The sequence below is a fragment of the Methylocaldum sp. MU1018 genome (assembly GCF_053646775.1).
Genome location: NZ_CM132195.1, coordinates 715271 through 727042, shown reverse-complemented (window position 1 = coordinate 727042; position 11772 = coordinate 715271). Strand labels below are relative to the sequence as shown.

Sequence of the window (11772 nt, the reverse complement as noted above, 5' to 3'; positions counted from 1 at the left end):
GCATCCATGAGCGTATTCGTTAACAAGAACTCCAGGGTCATCTTCCAAGGCTTCACCGGCGAGCACGCCACCTTTCACGCCGAGGACGCGATCAGAATCGGGACCAACGTGGTCGGCGGCGTCACGCCCGGCAAGGGCGGCACCACCCATCTGGGACTGCCGGTGTTCGACACCGTGGCCGAGGCCGTGGCCGCCACCGGCGCCGACGTTTCCGCCGTGTTCGTGCCTCCGCCGTTCAGCGCCGACGCCTTGATGGAAGCCATCGACGCCGGAATCAAAGTGGCGGTGACCATCGCCGACGGCGTTCCGGTACACGACATGATCCGCCTGCAGCGCTTCCGCACGGGCAAGAATACGATCCTCGTCGGCCCCAACACCCCCGGCATCATCACGCCGGGCGAATGCAAAGTCGGCATCATGCCCTCGCACATCTACAAAAAAGGCAACGTCGGCATCGTTTCCCGCTCGGGCACGCTCAACTACGAGGCCACCGAGCAGATGTCGGCCTTAGGGTTAGGCATCAGCACTTCGGTGGGCATCGGCGGCGATCCCATCAACGGTACCGACTTCATGACCGTATTGCGCGCCTTCGAAGCCGACCCCGAAACCGAAATCGTGGTCATGATCGGCGAGATCGGCGGCCCCCAGGAAGTGGCGGCGGCGCGCTGGGCCAAGGAAAACATGAAAAAACCGGTCGTCGGCTTCGTGGCCGGCATCTCGGCTCCGGCGGGGCGCCGCATGGGTCACGCCGGCGCCATCATCTCCAACGAAGACGACACGGCCGGCGCCAAGATGAACGCCATGGAAGCCCTGGGCCTTTACGTCTCCCGAAACCCGGCCCACATCGGCCAAACCGTACTGCGGGCGATGAAGGAAAATGGCATCGCCGTCAAGTAACCGGATTACGGCATAGCGGATCGGCAAGGGATTGCCGGCCCGCGAACCGCACCGATCGGCTTTTTTCAGACGAGTGGAAACCATGCGCGATATCTCGCCCTCGGAACTTCGAAACCACCTCGAGACCGCCAATCCAAAACCTGTGTTGGTCGACGTGCGCGAACCGCAGGAATACGCCTATTGTCACATCGAGGGCAGCGTGCACATGCCCATGAACGAGATTCCCGCCCGGCTTGCCGAACTCGATCCGCAACGGGAAATCGTGGTCATTTGCCATCACGGCATGCGCAGCCGCATGGTGGGCGATTATCTGGACCGCCAAGGGTTCGGCCATATCCTCAACCTGCGTGGCGGCGTCGATGCCTGGGCCCGAGAGGTCGACCCCGGAATGCCGAGGTATTGATCGTGATCGCCGTCATTCAGCGGGTGACGCGAGCGGAGGTGGCCGTGGCGGGCGAAAGCGTCGGCAAGATCGGCCGAGGGATACTCGCCCTGGTCGCGGTCGAACGGGGCGACACCGAAGTTCAAGCGGACCGCTTGGCGGAGCGTATCCTGGGTTACCGGATTTTCGGAGATGCCGAGGACAAAATGAATCTCAACGTCATGGACGTGAACGGCGGCGTCCTGCTGGTCTCCCAGTTCACTTTGGCCGCCGACACAAAAAAGGGGATGCGTCCGAGCTTCACCCCCACCGCCGATCCCGAGACCGGAAAACGGCTGTTCGATTATTTTGCTGAAAAGGTACGGGCCAGGCATTCGCCGGTAGAAACCGGCCGGTTCGGCGCCAACATGCAGATCGAGCTCATCAATGACGGACCTGTGACGTTCATCCTGAACGCGCCGCCGGCCACAACCGAGTAACGGCGGCTTCGTAACTTCGTAGAGCGGGTTAGACGCGCACCACTCACTCCACGCTTGACGCGCGTCGTAATCCACCGAGCCGATCGCGAATCGGCCGGTTACGCTGCGCCAACCCACCAGGCCAGGTCTGCAAAAAGGCCATAGCAATCTCGCCGGAACCGAGCCGATTCAACCCCGGTCCTACTTTCTTTGCGGACTGGTTTTATGACCGTTCGGTCGGACAACAAATCGGTCGCAAACCGGAGAGAAGCCTTCCGGCAAATGGAACAGGTGAAGACGAAGGTAACGAAATAGACTTGGCAAGGAATACAGGAGGTTCATCATGAACGCGATTCAGGAAATGCTCAGAGCGCATCCGCACCCGGCCGTAATGGGGCGTGGCGTGGACATGGGATTGTTGTCTCAAACCGCAAGCGAACTGTTCGATTGCGCGCAAGCGTGTACCGCATGCGCCGACGCCTGCATCGGGGAAGATCAGGTGCAGAATCTCAAGCGATGTATTCGGATGTGCCTGGACTGCTCGGACATCTGCGCGGCAACGGGCCGCCTCGTCTCGCGCGAGACCGAATCCGATTTGAAGATGATGCGCAGCCAGTTGCAAGCCTGCGCGGTGGCCTGCGGCATGTGTGCCGAGGAGTGCGAGCGGCATGCCTCTCACCATGAACATTGCCGCATTTGCGGTGAGTCGTGTCGCCGCTGCGAGCGAGCTTGCAATCAGCTCGCGGGAGCGATTGTGGTATAGCCTCAGGGGGTTCGGATGAGAAACGGGCAGTTCGGCTTCTTCAACCCGCACGAACTGCCCGTTTCTCGAACGTAGGAATTTGTCCTAATTTAGAGCGGCTGGAGCACTCTTTCCGCCAAATGTCCTCCGGTACGAAAACAAGTCTATTCCGGAGCCGGAATCCGCCATTAACTGCCCTCCTGCTCACCGGCTTGGCGGCCGGAACGAGCACACAAGGGCGCCGCCATGAGACACGAAACTCACCACGAGACGCCGGCCGCCCTATCGCCACGAAGTCCATCGGGCGGAACATCACGATCGTACGGCGATGGTGGCGGGTTTTCGCCGCCGCTTTCGGGTATCGCCGATCCTGACCCTCCCCATTCTGCGCTCTCGCCCATGATTCAGGAACGGCTCGGCCTCGAAGAGCGGCCGGCCTTTCCGGGGCCGGCGTATATCCTCTTCGGCCTCTCCACGGCTGTCTATGCCTGGAGCTGGCGCCCCTGATCGGCGTCATGTTGCTCAGCCATTGGATCGCGATGAAACCGGTCATGGCGCCTCGGCCGTCCCTGGTGCGGCTGATACCCGCCGAAGCGGCATCGCCGTACCATTTGGCGGGCTACGGCGCACATCCGAATGCTCCTCATGCGCGCCAACCCACCCGGTCTTCTACGATTCGATCAATACCCGCGCTCCCACGTCCACTCGCTCGAATAAATCGACTACATCCGAACTCGTCATGCGGATGCAGCCGTGGGAGGCCGGGGTTCCGTTAATGCCCGCATCGGGGCTGCCGTGGATATAGATATAGCGCCAGGTGGTATCGACTTGGCCATAGCGGTTGAAGCCGGGTTCGAGGCCGCCGAGCCAGAGGATGCGGGTCAAGATCCAGTCCCGCTCCGGAAACCGGGCGGCAAGCTCCGCATCGAAGATCTCGCCGGTCGGGCGGCGCCCGACGAATACGGTGCCGAACGGCAAGCCCTTTCCGATCTTGGCCCGGATGCGATGCCAGCCGCGCGGGGTACAGCCGCTGCCCGTGCGCTCGCCGGGGCCGTTCCTGGCGGTGGAGACGGGCCAAGTGCGAACCGTTTCGCCGTTCTCGACGAGATCGAGTGCCTGGCGCGGGATACTGACCCGGAGATAGAGCGGCGGTTCGGGATGATCGGTACGCACCGAGCCCTACCCTTTCTCGAACAGCGCGATGGATTCGACGTGCGCCGTCTGCGGGAACATGTCCATGACGCCCGCGCGCATCAGACGATAACCGTGCCGGTGAATCAGGATGCCGGCATCCCGCGCCAGGGTCGACGGATTGCAGGAAACGTAGACGATGCGGCTCGCGGCCCAGCGCGGCACATGGGACAAAATCTCCTCGGCACCGGCACGGGAGGGATCGAGCAATATCTTGTCGTAACGCCGGTCTGCCCAATCCGCACCGTTCAAGGCTTGACTCAGATCGGCGACATGGAACTCGACGTTGTCCAGGCCGTTGGCCTCCGCATTCTGGCGGGCGCGTTCGACCGATACCGGACTGCCTTCGACACCGACAACACTCTGTGCGCGTTTCGCGATCGGCAGAGTGAAATTGCCGATGCCGCAAAACAGATCAAGCACCGCTTCGGCCGGCGCGGGATCGAGCACCTCCATCACCCGGTCCACCATCTTGCGGTTGATGTCGACGTTGACCTGGGTGAACTCGGTGGGCTTGAACCGGAACTCGATGCCCTGGTTCAAAAGCGCATAGCTCAGCATCGGCGGGTTCTCGGGATGAAGCGGGAGGATCGAATCGGGGCCCTGCCGCTGCACATAGATATCGAACCCGAAGCGCACGCCGAGCGCCTTCAGCCGATCCAGATCGTCCGGCGATGCGTCCTCGAGGATACGGAATACCAATGCGGTACGCCCATCGCCGACGGCAACTTCGATCTGCGGCAGCCGATCCTTGATACTGAGCGAACCGATCCATTCGGACAAATCATGAAGCCGCTCGCCCACTTTCGGATGCAGCACGGGGCAGAATTCCAAGTCAGCAATGAAGGGACTGGAGCGCTCGCGAAACCCGACCAGCACCCGCCCTTTCTTCGGCACCCATTTCACGCCGAGACGAGCTTTATGACGATACCCCCAATGAGGACCGGTCAAGGGCGGCCACAGCGGCACCTCGTCGATTTTGCCGATGCGCCGGAACTGATCCACCAAAAGCTTTTGCTTTTCTTCGATTTGCGCCGCATCGGTCAAATGCTGGAAGCTGCAACCGCCGCAGACGCCGAAACTCGGGCAACGGGGCTGAACCCGTCCGGGCGCCGGGGCCACGACCTCTTCGACTTTACCCTCGGCATAATCGCGGCGAACGGACGTGTAGACGAAGGTCACGTCTTCGCCCGGCAGCGCGCCGTCGATGAAGACGGCCTTGCCTTCGACGCGGGCGACGCCGCGCCCGTCGTGAGCGAAGGATTCGATGTGCGCCGGGAAAGCCTCTTGCGGAAGCGGTTTCTTGCGTGCTCGTGCGGCCATGCTCACTCCGGAAATACGCCGGTGGACAGATAGCGGTCGCCGCGGTCGCAGACGATGACGACGATTACCGCGTTCTCGACCTCCTCGGACAGGCGCAAGGCCGCCGACACCGCGCCGCCGGACGAGATGCCGGCGAAGATGCCCTCCTGCGCCGCGAGCCGGCGGGTGGTATCTTCCGCCTCTTCTTGCGTCACGTCCATGATGCGGTCGATGCGGCTGAAATCGCAGATTTTCGGCAAATACTCCTTGGGCCAGCGGCGGATGCCGGGAATCTTGGCTTCGTCCCCGGGCTGCACGCCGATAATCTGCACCGCGGGATTCTTCTCTTTCAAAAACCGGGACGTGCCCATGATGGTGCCGGTGGTTCCCATCGAGCTGACGAAGTGGGTCACCAAGCCTTGGGTGTCGCGCCAGATTTCGGGGCCGGTGCCTTCGTAATGGGCGCGCGGATTATCGGGATTGGAGAACTGATCGAGGATCCGGCCCTCGCCATTTCGCTCCATGTCCCGCGCCAGATCGATGGCCGCCTCCATGCTACCTTCGGCGGGGGTCAGGATGATTTCGGCGCCGAACGCCTTCATCACGGCGCGCCGTTCCACGCTCATGTTTTCCGGCATGATCAGGGTCATCCGGTAGCCCTTGATGGCCGCCGCCATCGCCAGCGCGATTCCGGTATTGCCGCTAGTGGCTTCGATCAGCCTGTCGCCCGGCTTGATCTCGCCGCGCTCCTCGGCGCGCGCGATCATGCCGAGCGCCGGCCGGTCCTTCACCGATCCCGCGGGATTGTCGCCCTCCAGCTTGGCCAGGATGATGTTGCTCGTCTCGCCCGGAAGACGCTGTAATCGGACTAGCGGCGTATTTCCGACAAAGGATTCGATGGTGGGAAAAATCATGGCCGTTCTCGACGAGTTGATATTCCTGAGCGATACGCTCAACTATGGGATAATAAGGCAAGTTCCAAATTTTACCATTTCACGTTTTGTGCCATGCAAAAAGTCGAATTGCTGTCTCCGGCAGGCACCCTCAAGAACATGCGCTACGCCTTCGCCTACGGCGCCGACGCGGTCTACGCCGGCCTGCCGCGCTATAGCCTCCGCGTTCGGAACAACGATTTTCTCGAGAAAAATCTCGCGGCCGGCATCGCGGAAGCCCATAGCCTCGGGAAATTGTTCTATCTGGCGACCAACGTGCTGCCGCACAACGCCAAGATCAAGACCTTCATCAAGGATTTGACGCCGATCGTCGCCATGCAGCCCGACGCCCTGATCATGGCCGATCCCGGACTGATCATGCTGGCCCGCGAAGCCTGGCCGGACATGCCAATCCATCTTTCGGTCCAGGCCAACACGCTGAATTATGCGGCGGTGCGCTTCTGGCAGTCGGTCGGGATCGAGCGGATCATCCTGTCGCGCGAACTTTCCCTGGATGAAATCGGAGATATCCGGCAACAGTGCCCGGACACGGAACTGGAAGTCTTCGTGCACGGCGCCTTGTGCATCGCCTACTCGGGACGCTGCCTGCTGTCCGGCTATTTCAATCACCGCGACCCGAATCAGGGTACCTGCACCAACGCCTGCCGCTGGAAGTACGATCTGGCGCCCGCCGAAGAAAACGCCGAAGGCGATTACGTTCCGGGACAACTTCGCCTGTCGCTGTCCGATCTCAACCAAAATCTCTCCGCCTGCGGCGATCAGCCCCGGCACCCCCTGGCCGACCAGGTCTATTTTCTCGAAGAAGAAACGCGGCCGGGCGAACTGATGCCGGTCATGGAGGACGAGCACGGCACCTATATCCTGAACTCCAAGGATCTCCGCGCCGTGGAGCACGTGCAACGCCTGGTGGAATTGGGCGTCGACAGCCTCAAGATCGAAGGACGCACCAAATCCCATTATTACGTGGCGCGCACCGCCCAGGTTTACCGGCAGGCGATCGACGACGCCCTGGCCGGACGAAAATTCGACCCCGCATTGCTGGGCATCCTGGAAAACCTCGCCCAGCGCGGATACACCGACGGCTTTTACGTGCGCCATCACTCGCAGGATTACCAAAACTACATGCGCGGCCACTCGGAGAGCCATCGCCAGCAGTTCGTGGGAGAAATCGCCGATTTCGACGCGAACTCGGGACTCGCGGCCGTCCTGGTGAAAAACAAGTTCGCCGTGGGCGACCGGCTCGAACTGATTCTGCCGCAAGGCAACCGGGACATCGTGCTGCAGCACATGGAGGACCCGCACGGCAATCCGATGCAGGAAGCGCCGGGCGGCGGCTACAACGTCAGGATACCGGTACCGGTCGGCGATTGCCGCAACGGATTGATCGCGCGGTATCTATAGCCCGGAAAGCGCGGCAATGCGCCGAACCGCGCACTCGCCGCGCCGGGTCGGTTATCATAACGCCTCCCACCATTCACAGCCCGGAGACAGCCCATGACGTTCACCACCCCCGATCTTTGCGATCGATACTCCGGCACTCACCACCTGCAAATCGCCGAACCGATCTTTCGCCCTTTCGGCGGCAACAGCGCGTTCAGCGGCCGCATCACGACCCTCAAGACATTCGAGGACAATGTCCTGCTGCGGACGGTGCTCGAAGAGAAGGTCGAAGACCGGGTTCTCGTCGTCGACGGCGGCGGCTCCCATCGTTGCGCCCTGCTCGGCGACAATCTGGCCAGGCTCGCCTGCGGCAATGGCTGGCAAGGGATCATCGTCTACGGCTGTATCCGCGATTCGGTGGAAGTCAACCGGCTGCCCATCGGCATACGGGCGCTGCACACCCACCCCTTGAAAAGTCATAAAAAAGGCGGCGGCGACCGGGACATTCTGGTCACCTTCGCCGGAATCAATTTCAGAACCGGCTACTACGTCTACGCCGACGAAGACGGCATCGTCGTGGCCGAAGACAAGCTGGCCTGACTATGGGACACCGGCTCACCAAAATCTATACGCGAACCGGAGACAAGGGCACCACGGGGCTCGGCGATGGCACTCGCGTCGACAAAGATGCCCCGCGCATCGAGGCCTATGGCGCGCTGGACGAACTCAACAGCCACATCGGGCTGATCCTGGCCTACGCCACGCCGCCGAAGGTGGCGCAGTGCCTGACCGAAATCCAGCAAATGCTGTTCGACCTCGGCGGAGACCTGTGCATCCCCGGACGCCGCACCATCAACCAGAGCCACATCGACTGGCTGGAACAATGGCTGGATCATTTCAACGCTCAACTGCCCTGGCTGCAGAATTTCATATTGCCTGGCGGAAATCCGCCCGCCGCCCACTGCCATGTGGCGCGCGCCGTATGCCGCCGGGCCGAGCGGGCGCTGGTTTCGCTGGGAAAAACGGAACCACTGGATCCCTTCGCCCTCGCCTATCTCAACCGCCTGTCGGATCTCCTGTTCGTGACCGCGCGCGTGCTGGCCCGGCAAAACGACGGCATGGAAACGCTGTGGCAGTCGCGCCGCCCTGCGCCTCGGCCGCCACGTTGATTCGGCTCAGCTAAAATGTAAGAATCTCCCACCTTCTCAGTCAGAAATCACCCATACACCCATGGAAATCATCCTCGCCAATCCCCGTGGTTTTTGCGCCGGCGTCGACCGCGCCATCGAGATCGTCGACCGAGCCATCGAGGTATTCGGAGCGCCGATTTACGTAAGACACGAAGTCGTCCATAACCGCTATGTCGTCGACGGCCTGCGCGAACGGGGAGCCGTCTTCGTGGAAGAACTGTCGGAAGTGCCGGAAAACTCCACCGTAATTTTCAGCGCGCACGGGGTCTCCAAAGCCATCCAAGCAAAAGCCCAGGAACGCGGTCTTCAGGTATTCGACGCCACCTGCCCCTTGGTCACCAAGGTGCACATCGAAGTACACCAGCACGCGAACGAAGGGCGGGAAATCATATTCATCGGCCATGCCGGCCACCCCGAGGTCGAAGGCACCATGGGACAGTACGTCAACCCGAACGGCGGGATTTATCTGGTGGAGTCCCCGGAAGACGTGGAAACTCTCGAAGTCAAAAATCCGGATAACCTGGCTTATGTCACTCAAACCACCCTCTCCATCGACGACACTCAAGCGGTCGTGGATGCCCTGAAAAAGCGCTTCCCGAACATCATCGGTCCAAGAAAAGACGATATCTGCTACGCGACGCAAAATCGCCAGGATGCGGTAAAAAAGCTCGCCTCTCATTGCGACGTCATTCTGGTGGTCGGCTCCCCGAACAGCTCCAATTCCAACCGGCTCAGAGAAATCGCCGAGAAGCTCGGGCGTTCGGCCTACTTGATCGATAACGCCGATCAGCTTCAGCGGAACTGGATAGAGGGCGCGCAAAAAATCGGCGTGACGGCGGGCGCCTCGGCCCCGGAAATCCTGGTAACCCAGGTAATCGCCAAACTCAAGGAGTGGGGCGGGCAAACGGTAATGGAAAACCAGGGCATCGAAGAAAAAGTAGTCTTTTCCCTGCCGAAAGACCTCCGGCGCACGGCCTGAGCTGCGGCCCGCCGGGATCGCCGGCCAGTGCCCGCCACTTCCCCTCGCCTTCCGATCCGGCCGGGACCGGAAGGCGAAAACGCTTCGTCGCGCCCTGCGAGAAACTGCCCGGCATCCGTTCGGCGGCCCGGTCCGAGTCGCTTGCCGAAACCGGCGGACTCCGAAACCCGGAGTCGGAAGCACATGCTTACGCACCAGCCCCTCCACCGCAAATCGAGCGACGCCCTCGCGCAAACATGGCCCTACCGAACGATTCCGATCGCTCGGTCAGTCGTTTATCTTTATCGATCCGTTCGAATACGCCGCGATTCAATACAGGAAGGCTAGACTTACGTCATCGGAATCCTTCAAACCACGCCAAACCAGGATCAAGCGTCAGACATGCCAAGCGCTGAGGTCAATCATTTCGAGGAACTGAAAGCCACGGGAAAGCTGCCTTCGCCTTTCGGCGTCGCGCTCGAAATCATGCGTCTGACTCAAAAGAAAGATGCCACCGCTCAGGAATTGATCAAGCTCGTACAGATGGACCCGGCGTTGACGGGGCGAGTGATCCAATTCGCCAATTCGGCGCATGTCGGCGCGCGCCGGCCGATCGTGGCCGTCAGCGATGCCGTCGGACTCCTGGGCATGGCTACGATACGCCAGTTCGCGCTCGGCCTTTCGGTGATCCAGGGGAATCTGAGGGGAGCCTGCCGGTCGTTCGATTACCGGGCTTTCTGGTCCGATTCGCTGGTACGGGCCTTGTCCGTTCAGGCCATGACCGAACGGGACCGCGTCTTCGCTCCGGAGGAAGCCTTCACTTGCGCTCTTTTGTCCGAAATCGGGCAACTGGCATTGGCCAGCGTATACCCGGATGAATACGCGCAATGCCTGGCCGCGTGTAATCCCGAGGACGACGATGCGCTGATCGAGTCCGAACGGGAACGATTTTCCATCGACCATCGGCAACTTACGCTCGGACTGCTAAAAGAATGGGGGTTTCCCGCGGTCATGCTGGAGGCGCTGATGCTCAGGCATGCGGCGGCAAGTCCGCCCGCGAACGAAAGCACCAGAGCCGAGCGCTTCGCCGCGCAACTGCGGCTGGCGGCCCTGCTCGGCCGCTGCTGCAACGCGTCCGCGGGCGCCAGAGACACGCTGCTCCCGCAGATCATTGCCGCGGCGCAGACGCTCGGCCTGAACGAGACCGACCTGGACGCGCTTTGGTGTCAAGCCGCCCAGCAATGGCAGGCTTCCAGCCGATTCCTGAGCATTCCCGTCGGCGAAATGTCCCCGTTGAAACCGTCCGACCCGGCAGAAAGCCCGATCGACGCCGCGCCGGAACTCGCCGGCCTCAAAATCCTGCTGTTATCCACCGACTTCCGGCACCCGGCCGACCTTGAAAAGCTGCTGAACTCCGAAGGCCATCGAGTGTTCACGGCGAACCACGCGGACAAAGGCATGGAACTCGCCATCATGGAAAAGCCGCAGCTCATCATCGCCGCATCCGATCGCTGCCCGATGGACGGCATACAATTCTGCAAGGCGCTTCGCGTTTCCGAGATCGGGCGTCAAATCTATCTGATCGTTCTGACCTCCGCAGCGGACAAAGAACTCCTGGTGCAAGCGTTCGACGCCGGAGCCGACGATTTCATCGTGACGCCGGTTCACGATCGGGTATTGATCGCCCGGGTGCGCGGCGGACAGCGCATCGTGCAACTCCAGGAGGAAATGGCCCGCGAGCGGCAGGAAATCGGCCGGTATGCCCGCGAGTTGGCCATCGCCAATCGGAAAATGGAAGCCATGGCCATGACCGACTCGCTGACCCGGGTTCCGAATCGCCGCTACGCATTCGCCCGGCTCACCGAAGAATGGTCCGTCTGGCGCCGCACCGGCAAGCCTCTGGCCATCATGCTCCTGGACTTGGATCATTTTAAGCAGATCAACGATACCTTCGGGCACCAGGCGGGCGATCAGGTACTGGTGCACACCGCCCAAATCATCCGTTCCATGCTGCGCGTCAACGATGTCGTGTGCCGATTGGGCGGGGAGGAGTTCATCGTCATCGCGCCGAATACCGATATGGCCGTCGCCAACACCTTGGGCGAACGATTGCGCAGCCATGTCGAGCGGCATCAGCTTCAGGCGCCGAGGCTGGCCAGACCGTTGACCATAAGCATCGGCATCGCGATTTCGACGGTCCACACGGTCAACGAAAACGACTTGCTTCACCGCGCGGATCAGGCTCTCTACCGGGCGAAACGCGCCGGACGAAACACCGTCCGTTTCTTTTCGCAGCCGCGAGCCGTTTGAGAAACGCCC

General features: G+C 61.5%; 12 protein-coding genes. 9 read left to right on the top strand and 3 right to left on the bottom strand.

Annotation, left to right across the window (positions count from 1 at the left end; genetic code table 11):
* Positions 1 to 6: 6 nt before the first annotated feature.
* The 4 genes from sucD (at position 7) to ACWJKU_RS03385 (ending at position 2500) form a co-directional block, all read left to right on the top strand.
* On the top strand, positions 7 to 897 hold the full coding sequence (gene sucD, locus ACWJKU_RS03400; protein ID WP_454145771.1) for a succinate--CoA ligase subunit alpha: 891 nt from the start codon (positions 7 to 9) through the stop codon (positions 895 to 897).
* A gap of 82 nt (positions 898 to 979) precedes the next feature.
* Positions 980 to 1300, top strand: coding sequence for a rhodanese-like domain-containing protein (locus ACWJKU_RS03395; RefSeq protein WP_454145769.1), 321 nt, complete (start codon positions 980 to 982; stop codon positions 1298 to 1300).
* Between the two features lie 2 nt (positions 1301 to 1302).
* Positions 1303 to 1758, top strand: a complete 456-nt coding sequence (gene dtd / locus ACWJKU_RS03390) for a D-aminoacyl-tRNA deacylase (protein WP_454145767.1) — start codon at positions 1303 to 1305, stop codon at positions 1756 to 1758.
* A 322-nt stretch (positions 1759 to 2080) separates the two neighbouring features.
* The gene (locus tag ACWJKU_RS03385; RefSeq protein WP_454145765.1) at positions 2081 to 2500 is read left to right on the top strand and encodes a four-helix bundle copper-binding protein; all 420 of its coding nucleotides are present in this window, start codon (positions 2081 to 2083) and stop codon (positions 2498 to 2500) included.
* Between the two features lie 648 nt (positions 2501 to 3148).
* Here the strand turns inward: ACWJKU_RS03385 and ACWJKU_RS03380 are convergent.
* From ACWJKU_RS03380 to cysM, 3 genes are read right to left on the bottom strand one after another with little or no spacing between them, the layout of a single operon-like run.
* Positions 3149 to 3652: a L,D-transpeptidase family protein gene (locus ACWJKU_RS03380; protein ID WP_454145763.1), complete on the bottom strand. Its 504-nt coding sequence runs from the start codon at positions 3650 to 3652 to the stop codon at positions 3149 to 3151.
* A 6-nt stretch (positions 3653 to 3658) separates the two neighbouring features.
* Entirely contained in the window at positions 3659 to 4993 is a 1335-nt protein-coding gene (rlmD, locus tag ACWJKU_RS03375) for a 23S rRNA (uracil(1939)-C(5))-methyltransferase RlmD (RefSeq protein WP_454145761.1), read from the bottom strand.
* A 2-nt stretch (positions 4994 to 4995) separates the two neighbouring features.
* Complete coding sequence (gene cysM / locus ACWJKU_RS03370) at positions 4996 to 5886, bottom strand: cysteine synthase CysM (RefSeq protein WP_454145759.1); 891 nt, start codon at positions 5884 to 5886, stop codon at positions 4996 to 4998.
* A gap of 93 nt (positions 5887 to 5979) precedes the next feature.
* On the opposite strand from cysM, the gene trhP reads away from it, so the two are divergent.
* The 5 genes from trhP to ACWJKU_RS03345 all read left to right on the top strand — a co-directional run bounded on the left by trhP (position 5980) and on the right by ACWJKU_RS03345 (position 11763).
* Positions 5980 to 7326 carry a prephenate-dependent tRNA uridine(34) hydroxylase TrhP gene (trhP, locus tag ACWJKU_RS03365; RefSeq protein ID WP_454145757.1) on the top strand — a complete coding sequence of 449 codons (1347 nt, stop codon included), beginning with the start codon at positions 5980 to 5982 and terminating at the stop codon, positions 7324 to 7326.
* A 93-nt stretch (positions 7327 to 7419) separates the two neighbouring features.
* Positions 7420 to 7905 carry a ribonuclease E activity regulator RraA gene (gene rraA / locus ACWJKU_RS03360; RefSeq protein ID WP_454145755.1) on the top strand — a complete coding sequence of 162 codons (486 nt, stop codon included), beginning with the start codon at positions 7420 to 7422 and terminating at the stop codon, positions 7903 to 7905.
* A 2-nt stretch (positions 7906 to 7907) separates the two neighbouring features.
* Complete coding sequence (locus ACWJKU_RS03355; protein WP_454145753.1) at positions 7908 to 8474, top strand: cob(I)yrinic acid a,c-diamide adenosyltransferase; 567 nt, start codon at positions 7908 to 7910, stop codon at positions 8472 to 8474.
* Positions 8475 to 8535: 61 nt separating this feature from the next.
* Positions 8536 to 9474: a 4-hydroxy-3-methylbut-2-enyl diphosphate reductase gene (gene ispH, locus ACWJKU_RS03350; RefSeq protein WP_454145751.1), complete on the top strand. Its 939-nt coding sequence runs from the start codon at positions 8536 to 8538 to the stop codon at positions 9472 to 9474.
* A 381-nt stretch (positions 9475 to 9855) separates the two neighbouring features.
* Entirely contained in the window at positions 9856 to 11763 is a 1908-nt protein-coding gene (locus ACWJKU_RS03345) for a GGDEF domain-containing response regulator (RefSeq protein WP_454145749.1), read from the top strand.
* Positions 11764 to 11772: the final 9 nt, after the last annotated feature.